General features: G+C 67.4%; 15 protein-coding genes and 1 pseudogene. 3 read left to right on the top strand and 13 right to left on the bottom strand.

Annotation, left to right across the window (positions count from 1 at the left end; translation table 11 throughout):
• Nucleotides 1-50: 50 nt before the first annotated feature.
• Both H276_RS0118540 and H276_RS0118535 read right to left on the bottom strand, forming a co-directional pair.
• Nucleotides 51-644: a hypothetical protein gene (locus H276_RS0118540; protein WP_019972781.1), complete on the bottom strand. Its 594-nt coding sequence runs from the start codon at nucleotides 642-644 to the stop codon at nucleotides 51-53.
• Nucleotides 645-743: 99 nt separating this feature from the next.
• Nucleotides 744-947, bottom strand: coding sequence for a cold-shock protein (locus tag H276_RS0118535; protein ID WP_006243848.1), 204 nt, complete (start codon nucleotides 945-947; stop codon nucleotides 744-746).
• 299 nt (nucleotides 948-1,246) lie between these two features.
• On the opposite strand from H276_RS0118535, the gene H276_RS23275 reads away from it, so the two are divergent.
• Nucleotides 1,247-3,640 (top strand): DEAD/DEAH box helicase, encoded by a 2,394-nt coding sequence (locus H276_RS23275; protein WP_051111477.1) that lies wholly within the window; start codon nucleotides 1,247-1,249, stop codon nucleotides 3,638-3,640.
• A 299-nt stretch (nucleotides 3,641-3,939) separates the two neighbouring features.
• Entirely contained in the window at nucleotides 3,940-4,965 is a 1,026-nt protein-coding gene (locus H276_RS0118525; RefSeq protein WP_026357166.1) for a PAS domain-containing protein, read from the top strand.
• Here H276_RS0118525 and H276_RS0118520 read toward each other — a convergent pair.
• The 10 genes and pseudogenes from H276_RS0118520 to ssd form a co-directional block, all read right to left on the bottom strand.
• The gene (locus tag H276_RS0118520) at nucleotides 4,962-6,569 is read right to left on the bottom strand and encodes an iron ABC transporter permease (RefSeq protein WP_019972778.1); all 1,608 of its coding nucleotides are present in this window, start codon (nucleotides 6,567-6,569) and stop codon (nucleotides 4,962-4,964) included. The two genes, H276_RS0118525 and H276_RS0118520, sit on opposite strands and share 4 nt — an antisense overlap.
• Nucleotides 6,566-7,618 (bottom strand): extracellular solute-binding protein, encoded by a 1,053-nt coding sequence (locus tag H276_RS0118515; protein WP_019972777.1) that lies wholly within the window; start codon nucleotides 7,616-7,618, stop codon nucleotides 6,566-6,568. Before H276_RS0118515 ends, H276_RS0118520 begins: the two co-directional genes overlap by 4 nt.
• An 89-nt stretch (nucleotides 7,619-7,707) precedes the next feature.
• Nucleotides 7,708-8,784: an ABC transporter ATP-binding protein gene (locus H276_RS0118510; protein WP_036461338.1), complete on the bottom strand. Its 1,077-nt coding sequence runs from the start codon at nucleotides 8,782-8,784 to the stop codon at nucleotides 7,708-7,710.
• A gap of 5 nt (nucleotides 8,785-8,789) precedes the next feature.
• Nucleotides 8,790-9,134, bottom strand: a pseudogene (locus H276_RS0118505) (Rv3654c family TadE-like protein); the annotation flags it as partial.
• A gap of 10 nt (nucleotides 9,135-9,144) precedes the next feature.
• Nucleotides 9,145-9,417 (bottom strand): TadE family type IV pilus minor pilin, encoded by a 273-nt coding sequence (locus H276_RS0118500; RefSeq protein ID WP_019972774.1) that lies wholly within the window; start codon nucleotides 9,415-9,417, stop codon nucleotides 9,145-9,147.
• Nucleotides 9,418-9,467: 50 nt separating this feature from the next.
• Nucleotides 9,468-9,671 (bottom strand): DUF4244 domain-containing protein, encoded by a 204-nt coding sequence (locus tag H276_RS0118495; protein ID WP_018603563.1) that lies wholly within the window; start codon nucleotides 9,669-9,671, stop codon nucleotides 9,468-9,470.
• Nucleotides 9,672-9,698: 27 nt separating this feature from the next.
• Complete coding sequence (locus H276_RS0118490) at nucleotides 9,699-10,274, bottom strand: type II secretion system F family protein (RefSeq protein ID WP_019972773.1); 576 nt, start codon at nucleotides 10,272-10,274, stop codon at nucleotides 9,699-9,701.
• On the bottom strand, nucleotides 10,271-11,041 hold the full coding sequence (locus tag H276_RS0118485; RefSeq protein ID WP_019972772.1) for a type II secretion system F family protein: 771 nt from the start codon (nucleotides 11,039-11,041) through the stop codon (nucleotides 10,271-10,273). The genes H276_RS0118490 and H276_RS0118485 overlap by 4 nt, the downstream gene beginning before the upstream one ends.
• Entirely contained in the window at nucleotides 11,038-12,198 is a 1,161-nt protein-coding gene (locus H276_RS0118480; protein WP_019972771.1) for a TadA family conjugal transfer-associated ATPase, read from the bottom strand. Before H276_RS0118480 ends, H276_RS0118485 begins: the two co-directional genes overlap by 4 nt.
• Nucleotides 12,195-13,265: a septum site-determining protein Ssd gene (gene ssd, locus H276_RS0118475; protein ID WP_019972770.1), complete on the bottom strand. Its 1,071-nt coding sequence runs from the start codon at nucleotides 13,263-13,265 to the stop codon at nucleotides 12,195-12,197. Before ssd ends, H276_RS0118480 begins: the two co-directional genes overlap by 4 nt.
• A 358-nt stretch (nucleotides 13,266-13,623) precedes the next feature.
• Here ssd and H276_RS0118470 point away from each other — a divergent pair, with 358 nt between their 5' ends.
• Nucleotides 13,624-14,493 carry an HAD-IB family hydrolase gene (locus H276_RS0118470; RefSeq protein ID WP_019972769.1) on the top strand — a complete coding sequence of 290 codons (870 nt, stop codon included), beginning with the start codon at nucleotides 13,624-13,626 and terminating at the stop codon, nucleotides 14,491-14,493.
• A 424-nt stretch (nucleotides 14,494-14,917) separates the two neighbouring features.
• Here H276_RS0118470 and H276_RS0118465 read toward each other — a convergent pair whose 3' ends face one another.
• Entirely contained in the window at nucleotides 14,918-15,682 is a 765-nt protein-coding gene (locus tag H276_RS0118465) for a hypothetical protein (RefSeq protein WP_019972768.1), read from the bottom strand.
• Between the last annotated feature and the right edge of the window lie 45 nt (nucleotides 15,683-15,727).

Raw genomic sequence — 15,727 nt, 5'->3', positions numbered from 1 at the left:
TTTCGCATTCTGCGCGAGCCTACGCAAACTGACTGCCCTGTGGACAACCATTAAATACGCGGCCAGTGCGCTAACGCACCAGCCTCCTGCGGCGGTTCCCCGACGTTCTCTACCAGGCGCGATAGTCTTCGCCGCCCGCTGATCCGCAACGCCGGGTGCGAGCCCCGGGTCCCGATCAGCGTGGGGGCGATGCCCACCCGCATCATGGCCGCTGCCAGCGGCGCATGGGTATCGGGCGCATGTGGATCCAGGCCCAGCAGATAGCGGTCGTCGGCTTCGGGCATCCCTGCCGCGAGCACCCATGCGCGCAGCTCACGCGCGCCGGGCAGCCAGGTCACCGGAACCGTCTTGACCGCGCCTCTGGTCCACTCTTGGGCGATCGGCAGCAGCTGTGGGTCCACTGCGGTGCGCACCAGCGGGGTGTTCTCGTCCGTACGCGCGATCTCCGGTGCGAGACCGGCCTGACGCATCATCTCGGCCAGCCCGCTGGCCCGCCACGACTCGTCCACCACGACCGAGATGCGGGCCGCCTGCTGACCGTCGACGTTCACCAGCACGATCTGTCCCGGGCCCGCAAGCAACCCGGTGAGATCGGTGACCGTAGGCGGTACCGACTCAGCCGAGAAGAAGGACAGCTGGCTCACAAATCGACAGTAAGCCAGCAGACCTTGAAAAGCAGAACACCCCCGCGGGTGTCCGGTGTGGGACTTGTCGCGGGGGCGTCCTATCAGGTTTGGGTTGGCTCAGACGGCCCGAACACCCGTGGCCTGCGGCCCCTTGGGGCTCTGGCCGACCTCGAACTCAACCTTCTGGTTCTCCTCCAGGGTGCGGAAGCCGCTACCCTGGATTTCCGTGTAGTGGACAAACACGTCGGCAGAGCCGTCCTCGGGGGCGATGAAGCCGAAGCCCTTCTCCGCGTTGAACCACTTCACAGTTCCCTGTGGCATCTTTCGTTCTTTCCTTCTCTTCTTACCGGGTGCGGTCCACCGACTTCCGGCGTACCGGGCCCGTTCCGACCGCCATACCAACGCGTGTGTCGTCGGAACTGACCCGACCTACAACCCTCGCAGGAACCGCGATCGCAACGACGATCCTGCGAGTGCGAGTAACAAACACAGAAGCTGCGACCGTGATCAGTCAATCACGTTCTCCGCTGGTGCGACAGTCTCGACGTGCACTGTGTGGTGAACAATTCGTTTACAACGCCGGGCGACGCGTCCCGGAGCGCGTTTCAGGAGGTCACGGGGTGTCGGATCGGGGGGCGGATTTCGGCCGCGGACGCGAGGAGCAGTCAAGTAGGGGACGCGAGGAGCAATCGGGGTTTGGCCGTGAACTCCTTGCCTGCGCGGTCGAGGGCACACCCGCCGACGAGCACCCATTGCGTCACGTCGCCGACTTACCCCCGCGTCCGGGGCGCCCGGCCGAGTGGCCGCCATGGGCGGATCCAGATGTGGTGCGGGCGCTCCGTGATCGCGGTATCACCGCGCCATGGGCGCACCAGCTCGCCGCGGCCCAACTGGCTCACGACGGCCGGCATGTGGTCATCTCGACCGGCACCGCGTCAGGCAAGTCGCTGGCGTACCAGCTGCCGATCCTGTCCACCTTGGCCACAGATCCACGGGCCCGGGTGCTGTACCTGTCCCCGACCAAGGCGCTCGGCCACGACCAACTGCGCACGGCCCACACCCTGACCGAAAGCATCACCGCACTGCGGGATGTCGCGCCGGTGTCCTACGACGGCGACAGCCCCACCGAGGTGCGCCGCTTCGCCCGCGAGCGGTCGCGGTGGATCTTCTCCAACCCCGACATGATCCACCTGTCACTGTTGCGCAACCATGCCCGCTGGGCGGTGTTCCTGCGCAATCTGAAGTTTGTGGTCGTCGACGAATGCCACTACTACCGCGGTATTTTCGGATCGAATGTGGCGATGGTGCTGCGCCGGCTGCTGCGGCTGTGCGAGCGGTACTCGCCCAGCGATGCCACGCCGACGGTGATCTTCGCCAGCGCCACCACCTCCGCACCAGCCGACACCGCCGCCGAGCTCATCGGCCAAACCGTCGCGGCCGTGACCGACGACGCATCTCCTCAGGGCGCGCGCACCATCGCCCTGTGGGAACCGGCGCTGCTGCCCGATCTGGTGGGCGAGAACGGCGCGCCGGTGCGGCGCTCGGCCGGCGCCGAGGCCGCCCGGGTGATGGCCGATCTGGTCGAGGAGGGCGCCCGCACCCTCACTTTCGTACGGTCACGCCGAGGCGCCGAGCTCACCGCACTGGGCGCCAGGGCCCGTTTGGCAGAAACCGCGCCGGAGCTGGCCGAGCGGGTCGCGTCCTACCGGGCCGGTTATCTCGCCGAGGACCGGCGAGAGCTGGAACGCGCGTTGGCCGACGGACGGCTGCGCGGGGTGGCCACCACCAATGCGCTCGAGCTCGGGATCGACATCGCAGGCCTGGACGCGGTGGTGCTGGCCGGCTTTCCCGGCACGGTCACGTCGTTCTGGCAGCAAGCCGGCCGGTCGGGGCGGCGCGGGCAGGGCGCACTGATCGTGTTGATCGCGCGCGACGACCCGCTGGACACCTACCTGGTGCACCATCCGGGCACGCTGTTGGACAGGCCGATCGAGCGGGTCGTCATCGACCCGACCAACCCATATGTGCTCGGGCCCCAACTGCTGTGCGCCGCAGTCGAACTCCCGTTGACCGATGCCGAGGTGCGCAGATGGGACGCCGAACCGGTCGCTGCGGCGCTCGTCGACGACGGCTTGCTGCGCCGGCGGGCGGGCAGCTACTTCCCCACTCCCGGCGCCGATCCGCATCCCGCGGTGGACATCCGCGGCTCCATCGGCGGGCAGATCGCCATCCTGGAAGCCGACACCGGCCGGATGCTGGGCAGCACCGGAGCCGGTCAGGCGGCCTCGTCGATACATCCCGGCGCGGTGTATCTGCACCAGGGTGACAGCTATCTGGTCGACTCGCTGGATTTCGAAGACGGCATCGCATTCGTGCACGCCGCCGACCCCGATTACCGTACCTACGCCCGGGAGATCACCGACATTGCCCTCACCGGCCCGGGCGAACGCAGCACATACGGGCCGGTGACGGTGGGGCTCGTGCCGGTATCGGTGAGCAACAGCGTGGTTGGCTATCTGCGTCGGGGGCTCGACGGCGAGGTGATCGATTTCGTCGAACTCGACATGCCTATCAGCACCTTGGAAACCATGGCAGTGATGTGCACGATCACACCGGATGCATTGGAACACAACGGTATTGATGCGTTGACGACGCCGGGGGCACTTCATGCCGCCGAACATGCCGCGATCGGCCTACTACCGCTGGTGGCCAGTTGCGACCGCGGCGATATCGGTGGAGTGTCAACGCCGGTCGGTCCGGCCGGTGTCGCCGGACTGCCCGCGATCTTCGTCTACGACGGCTACCCGGGCGGGGCGGGATTCGCCGACCGCGGCTTCCGCCAGTTGAGCGCCTGGTGGGGCGCGACGGCCGCGGCGATCGAGGCATGTGAGTGCCCGCACGGTTGTCCGTCGTGCGTCCAATCACCGAAGTGCGGCAACGGTAACGATCCACTCGACAAAGCGGGCGCGGTGCGGGTACTTCGCCTGGTGCTCGGCGCGCTGAGTAGTGCCTGAACGTGCTCCCGAACCGCGACGACGACCGACCCCTCGACAGTCGACTGCACGGATCGACAACTCGTTACCCGGGCGGGCACGCCGAAACACACAGACTTTGCAACGAACGGTCGGACAACACGATCCGTTCTCAATCCCGGGCTCGGGTGCAGTGGCAAACTACTTGAATCCACTCATGTTTGCAACCTGACTGCCTGTTCACAGGTCATATATGACGGCGCCTCGGGCTGATCGCAACAGATTTCATCGTTGCTGTGGCGACAGCGATGCGGAAACCACCCATCGGTAAAATGCCCGCCATGACCCACGACTGGCTGCTCGTGGAGACACTGGGCAGCGAACCCGCCGTGGTCGCCAGAGGTTCTCAGACGAAGAACCTCGTTCCGATCAGTGTGTTCCTGCGCCGCAACCCCAACCTGACAGCGATCCAGAGCGCGATCGGGGAGACCGTGCGTACAGGTCAAGGCCTCAGCACCATGACCTCGAAGAACGATCGCGTGATCCGCACCGAGGTGGTGCGGATGTCCGACGGACGGATTCACGGCGTGCACGTCTGGGTCGGTCCAGTCGATGTCGAGCCACCTGAACGACCCATCCCCGGCCCGCTGAAATGGGACCTGACGACTGGCGTCGCCACCGATACCGCGGAATCCATCCGCAACGGCGGGATGAATCCCGATACCGAGGCGACCCACGGCCGGGCGTTTGCCGACGACCTGCCCACCAGGGATCTCAACGCCAGCGAGACGAAAGTGTTGTCGATGACAATAAAACCGGAGCCCGGCAACACTCTCTGCACCACGTGGGATGTCACCGATTTCCGGGGCGAGCCGAGCGCCGTCGGGTTTGTGGCTCGCGTGGCGTACGAATCCGAGGACGACGGCACAGAGCACTTGATCTGCCGCGCGATGAACTGGCGCAGTGAACGTGACGGCCAGGTGGTCGCCGCCGATCACCTGGCGCAACGCATCCTCGCCGGGCTCGCCCGTCCCGGCGTGCACAGGGCCCTGATCGACCTCAAGAACTGGAAGTTGTTGAAGTGGCTCGATGAACCGACACCTTTCATCGATTGGCGCAGCCCCGACGGCGGGACCTCGCTGGTACACCCCGCCGATGCCCGCCACATGGCCACGATGGCAACCGAATTCGTCGGCGGCATGGCCTCCGCGGTGCTGCGGATGCGCAGGCCCGATGGCGGCTGGATTCCGATCCACTTGACCATCAACCGAATCGAGCTCGAACCGGGCACCTTCGCCGGCCTCGTGGCACTGCGACTACCGACCGAATCCGAGCTCGCCGCCGCCGACCTGGACGAGATTGGCTAAGAAGCGGTTTCGAGCAACCGAGTTTCGAGGATGTGCGTGTTCGGCGTCGTATTGGTGTGGCGCAACGTGTTCCGGACGAGAAAGTAGACCGGTGGGATACCGAGCAGTACCAACATGCCCGCGTACGGGGCGGCAGCGCTGAAGTCCAGTGATTCGCCGTTTGTGGTGGCCCACAGCTCAGTCGAGAGGGTGTGGGCATTGAACGGGATCAGGATCAGCGTCGTGGTGAGTTCCTTGCTGGCGTCCAACGCGACCAAGAGTGCCCCCGCGCTGAACCCGGGCATGGCCAGTGGCAGCGTGACACGCACGAACGCCCGGCCGGGGGTGGCACCGAGGGACGCCGCAACGTCGTCGTAGGTGCGGCGCGCGGCGTCGAGTCCGACGCGCTGATTGGCGACGGCCAGCGGCACGAACAGCACCACGTATGCGGCGATCAGCACCACCGGAGTTTTGTAGACGGCCGGAACGAGCCGGATGGTCAGGTACACCAGTGCCAACGCCAGGATGGCACTCGGGATGGCATGCGCGAGCCAGACCGCGCGCTCGCTCAACGTGGCAGCCAGGCCGGGCCTGCGCACCACCGACCAGCTGACCGGAAGAGCGATCACGGTCGCCACCAATGCGGCGGCGACGGCGTAGCCCAGCGTGGTACCCACCGCGGTGCCGACCACTCCCCAGTCCACGCCGACCGTCCGGCCGGAAACCGTCAGGCCGCGCAGCGTCATGTACACCGTGGGCGCCACCGCGGCCAACAGCACAGCAAGACCGAACAGCACTGCGGGCACGCGTAACCATCCGAGGGAAATGCGCTGCGGGGGTCGCGCGACCCCGCGCGCGACGTCACCACTCCGGTTGCGCCCGTTGAGGACCTGAGTGAACAGCAGCACGGCCGCTGCCAATGCCATCAGGACCAGCGACAGCGAGCGTGCCGACCGATAGTCGGCATAGTCGATCATCTCGGCCATGATCTTGGTGGTCAGGGTGCTGCGGCCGAGCTGGACCATGGCGCCGTACTCGGCCAGCACGTGTAGGGCGACGATCAACAGACCCACGGCGAGCGCCGGGCGCAGCCCCGGCAGGATGACCCCGACCAGTACGGCGCTTCGACGCCGCCGCAGGCTTGCGACAACCTCTTCCAACGCCGGGTCGATGTTGCGCAACGCAATGACGGCGGGCAGGAACACATACGGATACAACGTCAGGGCGATCACCAGGGCCGCACCGCCGAGGCTGGTCACGAACCCCAACCTCGGGGCGTAGGTGAGTTCGGTGGAATACGCGGCATAGGCGGCGACGAATCCCGGCACTGCCAGCGGCATCGCGAACACCACGGTGAAGAACCGGGGATACGGCAGGGTCGTGCGAACCACGAGCAACGCACACACGACCCCGAGCACGGCGGTCAACGCGCAGATCAACAGCGTCAGGCCGATCGTCTGCCACAGCGCAGCGGCCGTCGCCGGATAACGGAATTGTTCGGCGATGTCCGCCAACGAGATTCCGGTGAGAAACAGATAGCCGACGGGTACGAGCGAGATGACACCGACGGCGGCCGCGCACAGCGCAGCCGCCGTCGGACGGGCCCGATACCGACCGGAAATCATCCGCTGGACATACCGAGTTGCTTAAGCAGGTCCTCGGCCTGCGACGAGTTCGCCAGCTGGTCCATATCGAAAGGCGGTGACTGAATCTCACTGAGATCACCGGCGATAGAACTGGAAACGCCTGGCGCTACTGGGTATTGGGCCTCGGATACGTCTGCAGGCGCGGTGGCGATGAGGTGCTGTCCCCCGTCCTTCGAGGTCAACCAGGCCAGGAATTTCTGGGCCGCCTCGGCGTTCTTGCTCGACTTCAGCACGCCCGCACCGGAAGACAGGATGAGGTTGCCCGGATCCACCTCGGGGAAGTGGTAGATCTTCGAGGTCAGCTTGTCCGGGCCGCCCTTCTCGTTCGCCAGGACCCACCAGTAGTAGTGATTCGACAGTCCCATGGCGTGTTTACCGGCCTCGACGGTGTCACGGACGTTGCCGTTCTTGTGCTCGTTGACGCCGTTGGCCTTGATGCCTTCGAGGAAGGTCCGCGTGGCGGGTTCACCATTGGTGGAGATGAGGTACTGGGTGGTCGCCACGAACGCCCCCGACGGGGCCCAGGCGAACTTCCCCTTGTACTGCGGCGCAATGATGTCGTTCAGCGTCTTGGGCAGCTGATCGACGCTGATCTCGCGGGGGTTGTAGTAGAGCACCCGGGCGCGTGCTGCGTAGGCGACCCACAGTCCCTTGCCCGAACTCAGGCCGGGTCGCACTTGACCGAGAGTCGCGGGTTCGACGGGGTTCAGGAGTCCGGCCGCGCCGAGTTCGGCCACAGGCGCCGGATCCTCGGAGAGGAACACGTCTGCTTTGGTGGCAGCGCCCTCGGCCTGGATCTGGCCGAAGGAAGCATCGTTCTGAACGTTGAACTTGACGCCGGTCTGCTTGGTGTATTCCTCGGTCAATCCCTTCACGAGGTCAGCGTGCTGATCGCTGTAGACCGTCAGGGTGACATCACCCGGATTCTGCGATCCGCCGGACGACCCGCCACCACAGGCGGCGAGGGTCACGGTCAGCACGAACGAGGCCAGCACGGCACCCGCGCGTGGGAGGCGTCGGAAGGTCATGGCAGCGCGATCCCTTCTGCGGCGAAGATCGTCGAACGCTCGGCAAACACCGAACGACCCCAACCTAACAGGTTTAGGGTAGGCGAACCTCAGTATGCCGCCGGAGGATACGCACTCACCGGGCCCGTGACGTCGAGTTCGGCCGTGTCACCGACGCGGTAGCTCTGCCGTCCCGGCACCCGCACGGGCACCGGTTGCGAAACCCCGGGCACAGTGACGCGCAGCAACGCGTCGTGACCGAAGTACAACGTCGAACGGACGGTGCCGATCACCGCAGTGGACGCGCCGGCACCGGTACGCGCCCGCAGTCCGATCTGCTCGGGACGCACCAGCACATCGCACACATCGTCGTCGCCTCCCCAGGAGGAGACCGGCAGCCGGCCGAGTGCGCACGTCGCATGGACGCCGTCTGCATCGCGGTTGATCCGGCCGGGAACCACGACCGCCTCCCCCAGGAAACCGCCGAGTTCCGTGTCCACCGGATGGTCGTAGACCGTGCGGGGTTCTCCTGCGGCGACCACGCGGCCATCCCGCATCACGACCAGGTGGTCCGACAGGGACAGGGCCTCGGCCTGATCGTGCGTCACAAGCAATGTCGTCGCCCCGGTCGCGCGAAGCAGGTCGCGGACCTCCTCACGGAGCTCGACCCGCAACTGTGCATCGAGCGCCGAGAACGGCTCGTCGAGGAGCACCAACTCCGGTTCAGGTGCCAGTGCCCGTGCCAGCGCGACCCGCTGTTGTTGGCCACCGGAAAGTTGATCGGGCCGGCGCTCCCCCAACGCGGGCAGCCCGACCATCTCAAGCAGCTGCTCAACGCGGGCTCGACGTGCCCACCGGGACAGTCCGTTCAGGCCGAAGGCGATGTTGTCGGCTACGGACAGATGCGGGAACAGCGCCCCTTCCTGCGGGACGATCCCCACGGCCCTGGCGTACGGCCGCAGGTGGATGGTCGACGTGACCAGCTCGCGGCCTGCCAGCGTGATCGTGCCCGCGTCGGGCCGCTCGAAACCGGCGATACATCGCAGCAGCGTGGTCTTGCCCGAGCCCGACGGCCCGAGCACGCTCGCGAAAGCGCCGGTCGGCACCGCCAACTCGATTTCGTCGAGCGCCACCGTCCCAGCAGCACCCGCCCCGAAAACCTTGCGGAGTCCGCATACCCTCAGCACACGCCTCACGGTAGCGGCAGCGATCCATCGGCTGCGGGGCCCGCACGGGCAGCTGCGCTCGCCGGGCCGATGCCCCAGCGGCCGAGCCGGACCTCTGCGTGCACCGTGAGCACCACATCGAGGTCATCGACGCGGCACCGCGCCACCGTGGTGCGCATCGCCGACGCGACCGTGTCCGCCTTTGCACACGCCGCCTGCGGACCGGCGGCCAGCGCCCCCGCCGCGGCGAGCGCGCCGAGATCCGCTGCGGCCTGGGCCCGGTGCCGTGCGGTCACCGCCGCACCGAGACATGCACCGGCGACCGCGAACGTGACGAGCACACCGATCATCGCGGCGGCCAGCACACTGGCCGAACCAGCCTCACCGCACCCCGGGCTCGGTCGCCGCGGCGGCCTCGGCCGAAACGGTGAGCCCCGGCAGTGTGGCTGACACGCTGACCCGGGCCACCACCAGAGCTCCCTCGCGGCGCAGCTGCACCACTGCTTGTCGCGGTGCAATTCGCTGCGCCACCTCGCCGGCCGACCGGTCATCGCCACGGGCCGCAAGCCGGGCGGCCTCCCGCGCCGCGTCGACACAACGCACCTGCATCGACACGGCGCTGAGCCCGGCCAGACACAGGGAAAGGACCACCACGAGCGCGGCCGTCGCAAAAGCCGCCTCGACGGTGACGGCACCGCGATCACCTAGACCTTGGTACTGAGCGCGCGGCTGATGATGTTGGTCAGCGCCGTCACGATCGAATCCCCGGTGACCACCGTGTACAGGATCGCGCCGAACGCCGCCGCGGCTACGGTCCCGATGGCATATTCGACTGTCGACATGCCGGACTCGTCTACCGCCAACAAGGTCAGCTGCATCCGGATGCGCGCAATCACGTTTCCCGCCATGATCTTTCCTCCCGTTATGTACCGATGTCACCACAAACCCGAATTCAGAACGTCTCCTGCAAGACCCACCACCACGGGAATGATCCCCAGGCACACAAAGGCCGGCAGATAGCACAGCCCCAGCGGCCCGGCGATCAGCACGCCGGCCCGTTCGGCCGCAGCCTCGGCGGCCGCAGCGGCTTCATGCCGCGACTGGTCGGCCAACTCGGCGACCCCACGGGCCAACGCCGCCCCCGAGGAGGCCGACCTACGGGCGAGCCGCAGCAGGGCTTCGGCGTTGCGATCGTGCAGCCCAGCGTCATTCGGCCAGGCCGTCGCCGGGTCGGCCCCCAACGCGAGCAGATCGGCGGATCGGGTGAGCAACCCCGCCAAGGGCGCTGGCGCCGACGGCGCGACGGCCGCGGCCGCGCCCGATACGGCCATTCCCGCAGCCAGACAGGCAGCGAACAACTCGAACGTCGATGCCGCGGCCAACGGATCGTCAGCAGGTGGGCGCTGCGACGTTTGCGGCGCGGCACCCGCCGGTTGAGTCCTTAGCCGCTGCGCGGAACGATCCGTCGACACCAGCAGGGCAACCGCCAGAAATACTGCCGCCCAAGTCATTTAAGCACTCCAGCCACGATCCGATCTGACCACGACAAGCCGGCGCATGCCAGCAGCACACCGCCGACAAGCAGCCATCCGCCCACTCCGGGGGCCAGCAGGAATGCAATGGGCTGCGCTCCGATCAACTGCCCGAGCGCGATACCGATCACCGGCAGCCCGGCCAGCATGGCCGCGGTGGTACGTGCACCGGCCAACGCCGCGGTGACGCGCGCCGCAAAGCGCTCCCGTTCGACGATGTCCTGACCGGCGGTCTGCATCAGCGTGGCGACGGCCAGACCGTGTGTTTCGGCAAGCCGCCAACACGCCGCGAGCCGTTGCCAGTGCGTCGGCAGCGACGACCCCGCGGCGACATCATCGAGCCCGGCCGCGACGTCGGCACCCAGCCGGGCCCGCGCCGCGACGGCGCGCATACCATCGGCCACCCGACCTGAAACCTCTTCTGCCGCAACAGTGAATGCACCCACCGGATGCACTCCGACACGGAGCTCGCCGACGAGCACCTCCAGCGCTGACTGCAGGGCAACGGACTCGTCCACCCGAAGGTCCCGCTTCGTACGTCGATGACGCCGTAGCGCCACGGTTCCGACGATCGTTCCCGCCGACACCGCAACCGGGATCGGAACCAGCCAGGCGAGCACCAACAGCGCCGGGACCACCAATGCCCACGACCGCCGCCGCGGTGGACGTGGCAGCTCACACAGCCGCCGAGGCGCCGCAGGCCACACCAACAACGCCACCGCAAGGGCCAACGCAGCGGTGGTCACGACACACCCCGCTCGGTGAGCATCCGGTTCAAAAGGTGTGCACCGGTACCGAATCCGGTGTCGGCATGCCATGCGGTGAGCACATCGAAAGTGCCATCGACGCGACGTTGCAGCACCGCGATCTCGCGCAGCCGACGCCGCCCGCCACGATCCCGCCCGACGTGGAGCAGGACTTGCACCGCGGCGGCCAGCTGGCTGCGCAGCGCGGCCGGCCCCAGGCCGCCGAGCGCGCCGAGCGCCTCCATCCGGGCGGGCACCTCGGCGGGATTGTTTGCGTGCACGGTGCCCGCACCACCGTCGTGGCCGGTGTTGAGGGCACCGAGCAGATCGACGACCTCGGCGCCGCGCACCTCGCCGACAACGATCCGGTCCGGCCGCATCCGCAGCGCCTGCCGCACCAGATCGCGCACCGTGATCTCACCGACCCCTTCGACATTGGCACCGCGGGCCACAAGCTTCACGAGGTGGGGGTGCGATGGCGCGAGTTCGGCGGCGTCCTCGACACAGACGATCCTTTCCTCAGTGGCCACCGCACCGAGCAGGGCCGAAAGCAATGTCGTTTTCCCGCAACCGGTTCCGCCCGAGATGAGAAAGGCCAAGCGGGCACCGACGATCCCGCGCAACAACTCTGCACCGTCTGCCGCGATCGCGCCGGACGCGGTGAGCGCGTCGAGATCTTGAGTGGCCGGCCGCAATACTCGCAGGGACAGGCAGGTGCCGCCGGCCGACACCGGCGGTAGTACCGCATGTAACCGCACCGTGATTCCGCCCGGACCGCTGAGCTGACCGTCGACCCACGGCTGCGCCTCGTCGAGGCGGCGCCCGGCCAACAGAGCCAACCGTTGTGCCAGCCTACGTACCGCGGCCTCGTCGGCGAATCGGATCACGCTGCGGCGCAATCCGTTACCATCATCTACCCACACCGCGTCCGGGGCGGTCACGAGCACATCGGTGGTGCCGTCGGCCGCCAGTAGTGGTTCGAGCACGCCCGCACCGGCCAGTTCGGTCTGTAGCACCCGCAGGCTGCTCAACACCTCGGTATCACCGAGCAGACCACCGGATTCGGCCCGGATTGCCGCGGCCACCACACCGGGAGTCAGCGGTGCGGCCTCGGTCGCCAACCGCTCACGTACCCGTTCGATCAGCGATGCGGTCATGCCACCGCGCCCGCCGGATGCGAAGCCAGCACGGTCAACACCCGACGGGACGCTGAGGTCAACGGCGCACGCCGGCGCATCCGCAGGCCGCCCCGTTCGAGGAGCTCGGTGATGCCGGGTTGCGGTCGCATGGCGGCCAACAACGGCAGCCCCACGATGCGAGCCACCTCCGCCGATCGCAACCCACCCGGCGCCGGACCACGCACCACCACACCAGCATTCGGATTGCACGCCAGCAGCCATGGACGCGCCGCGGCTGCCGCGGCACAGGACCGCACATCGGCAGGCGTCACGAGCACGACAAGATCGGCTGCGTCCAGCGCGGTCTCCACCGCGGCCGTGCAGCGTCGCGGTACGTCGCACACCACGGTCGCACCACCGCGGCAGCCGGCGTCGATCACCGCCGCGAGCGGACCGGATTTGACGTCGACACCCGTTCGGCCACTTGACAATACGCTGACACGATTCCGGTGCGGCAGGGCGTCACACAGCGCCGGGAAACTCAGCCGGCCGCTCTGCAGGGCCAGGTCCGGCCACCGCAGCCCCGGTACGTCTTCGGTGCCCATCACCAGATCGATGCCCCCACTCCACGGATCGGCGTCGACCAGCAATGCGCGGCCAGAGTCTGCGACCGTCTGCGCCAGTGCCGCGGCGAAGACCGAGGCACCCGCACCGCCACGGGCTCCGATGACGGCCACCACCGGCCCACGGTTGCCGTCATCGGCCACCGCAGCGGCCGACAGCACGGCCACCAATTCGGCATCCTGTGCCGGCAGTGTCAGCACTTGTTGCGCACCAACCGAGATCGCCGCCTGCCAGTCTGCTGGCTGCGGTTGGCCGGGGCTGACCAGCGTCACCCGGTCGCGCCGCGGCAGGGTCCGCTGCGCACAGCGCGCCGCGGCGCCGACATCCAGCACCACGGCCGCAGCCGCCATCCACGCCTTGCGACTGGACGGTTCGGCGACGTGAACGAGCGAAACCCCTGCAGCCGCGGCAACTCGAGCGGCATCGTCGCGCAGCACCGGATCGCCGATCAGCGCGAGCACCGCGTTCGGAGAATTGGCCATGGCTCAACCCTGTGGCCGTCGGCGTGGAGCCGCCAGCACCGAACCGCAAAATGTGGATCAACAAGGGATTGGGGATAAGTCACCCGCTGCCGCAAAAAGCAGGAATTCTTCCGCCAAAAAGAGACGACCCCCGCCAGGGGGGGAGGAGGCGGAGGTCGTCGTGTATCAGCCCCGGGGGGTCGGGCTGATACACCTCGGCATAAGCCGAGTAATGCTCACTATACACACGGAACTGCCAAAACGCGCAAGAGATCCGGCCGCGAGTTAACAACTCTCAGCCTATGCGAGGGTTCGGCTCGACAGGTGTCGTGAACGGCAGGTTTGTCGGCTTGGCCGGAGGGTTTCGGACACCGGCTCTATGCTGGCGCGTGTGAGTGCACCCGATCCGACTGTTGGGGAGTCGATCGCATCGCAAGCCGGGTCGACCGACGGTCGCCCGGTGCGCACAGCGGCCTTCTTCGACCTCGACAAGACGGTGATCGCCAAGTCCAGCACGCTCGCTTTCAGCAAACCTTTCTTCGATCAGGGCCTGTTGAACCGTCGTGCCGTCCTCAAATCGACCTACGCCCAATTCCTCTTTCTGATGTCGGGTGCCGACCACGACCAGATGGACCGCATGCGCTCGTACGTCACCAACATGTGCACGGGCTGGGACGTCGAACAGGTCAAGTCGATCGTCGGGGAGACGCTGCACGACATCGTCGACCCGTTGGTTTTCGCCGAAGCCGCCGAGCTGATCGCCGACCACAAGCTCTGCGGGCGCGACGTCGTCGTGGTGTCGGCCTCCGGCGAGGAGATCGTCGCGCCGATCGCGCGAGCACTGGGCGCCACCCACGCGATGGCCACCCGGATGGTCGTCGAGGATGGTCGCTACACCGGCGAGATCGCGTTCTACTGCTACGGCGAGGGCAAGGTCGAGGCGATCCGAGCCCTCGCGGCGCGCGAGGACTATGCGCTCGACCACTGCTACGCGTACTCCGACTCGGTGACCGACATCCCGATGCTCGAGTCTGTCGGCCACCCCACCGCGGTCAACCCTGACCGAGCCTTGCGCAAGGAGGCCGCCGGACGTGGTTGGCCGGTGCTGACGTTCACCAAGCCGGTGTCGCTACGCGACCGAATTCCCGCCCCGTCGACCGCCGCAGTGGCCACCACCGCGGCGGTCGGAATGAGTGCGCTGGCGGCCGGCGCGCTGACGTATTCACTGTTGCGGCGCTTCGCTTTTTGAGCTAGCGCAGGTGATAACCGACGTCTCGTCGTAACGATCAGGAAACTCGCTCAATTTGGGCCTTGCTGTGACTGTGGTCACGTAGTACAAAGGAACCACGGAAGCTTGGAGAAGCCAAGGTATAGCCAGAAGAGAAGGCTAAATCTCCTGAACCAGGCTCCCTAGCACGGGTCCCGGCACCCACGCGGAGCACACGCCGCGGAATAGGCAAAAGTGTTGCGGGCCTGCGTGATTGCGAGAAGCGGACGAATACGACGGCCTCTTGGGTGAGGTTGCATTCGCAGCGCATCGCAAGAACGCCGAGGCCACCCACGCGACCTATATTGCACGCTTGGTAACCGGAATCCGTGCTAGCGGGCGGCGCGCCGAACACAGTTCGGAACGCCGCCCGCTTTACATTGCCGGAGGGATTGTTGAGAAGCCCTCAACCCGCGGCAGACTGGGCGATCTGCAACGCCTCCCGCGCGCCGGCGTGTAGAGCTTCAGAACTCAGCAGCAGCCATGCGGTCAGCCCGTCGGGAGTTCCCGACGCGAATCCCCGTGCGGCAGCGCGGTAATCGCCCGACTTCTTCATCCAGTGCACCTCGGGCACGCCGAGGCCGTGCGGGTCCAAGCCGCTGGCGATCGTCACCAGTCGTGACAATCCGCGGGCCACCACTCCGTCGGCGGTGCCGAACGGCTCTAAGGTCAACAGTTCGCCGTGGGCGACGGCCGCGAGAATGGGCGCGGGCACCCGCGAGCCACCGGTCAGGATTTCGGCGAGCAGCTCCAACCGGTGCGCGACGGCGGAGTCCGCCCGCGGCCGGCCGAGGTGTTCTTCGTCTGTGAGATCCGCGGCGGCCAGCGCATGCAGGCGGGCCAGTGCCTGCAACGGCGCGCGTTGCCACACCCCGACCAGCGTCGTCGCCCCGCCCTCCAGCGCCTCAGCCACCCGGATCGCGCCGGCGGTCACCGGATCGGGTTGACCGTCGGCCGCCAACTGGATGGATCCACCGTCGAGTACGGCCGAGGCCCGAGCCGCCCGCATCGCGGCTTCACCGGCAGTCTGCGGCCAGCCCCGCAGGTTGAATCGATGCCGGTGCGCCCGTCCCAGCGCCGCCCTGGCCTCGTCGCATGCCTCGGCCACGCCAGGCAGCTCAGCCAAGGGCGCGAGCGGATCGGCATTGCTCGGTTCCCCGCGTTGGCTCACGCCCACATACGCTAGCCGACCGCTATTCCGTCGGTTTGGCGCAGC

Source organism: Mycobacterium sp. 141 (assembly GCF_000382405.1).
GTDB lineage: Bacteria > Actinomycetota > Actinomycetes > Mycobacteriales > Mycobacteriaceae > Mycobacterium.
Note: the sequence above shows the minus strand (reverse complement) of the source record. Positions and strands in the feature narration are given on the sequence as shown.

Excerpts from the sequence above, each read along its gene's own strand:
- H276_RS0118535 (WP_006243848.1), bottom strand. The coding sequence starts at position 947 with ATGCCACAGGGAACTGTGAAGTGGTTCAACGCGGAGAAGGGCTTCGGC.
- H276_RS0118525 (WP_026357166.1), top strand. The coding sequence starts at position 3,940 with ATGACCCACGACTGGCTGCTCGTGGAGACACTGGGCAGCGAACCCGCC.
- H276_RS0118520 (WP_019972778.1), bottom strand. The coding sequence starts at position 6,569 with ATGATTTCCGGTCGGTATCGGGCCCGTCCGACGGCGGCTGCGCTGTGC.
- H276_RS0118515 (WP_019972777.1), bottom strand. The coding sequence starts at position 7,618 with ATGACCTTCCGACGCCTCCCACGCGCGGGTGCCGTGCTGGCCTCGTTC.
- H276_RS0118495 (WP_018603563.1), bottom strand. The coding sequence starts at position 9,671 with ATGGCGGGAAACGTGATTGCGCGCATCCGGATGCAGCTGACCTTGTTG.
- H276_RS0118490 (WP_019972773.1), bottom strand. The coding sequence starts at position 10,274 with ATGACTTGGGCGGCAGTATTTCTGGCGGTTGCCCTGCTGGTGTCGACG.
- H276_RS0118480 (WP_019972771.1), bottom strand. The coding sequence starts at position 12,198 with ATGACCGCATCGCTGATCGAACGGGTACGTGAGCGGTTGGCGACCGAG.
- ssd (WP_019972770.1), bottom strand. The coding sequence starts at position 13,265 with ATGGCCAATTCTCCGAACGCGGTGCTCGCGCTGATCGGCGATCCGGTG.
- H276_RS0118470 (WP_019972769.1), top strand. The coding sequence starts at position 13,624 with ATGCTGGCGCGTGTGAGTGCACCCGATCCGACTGTTGGGGAGTCGATC.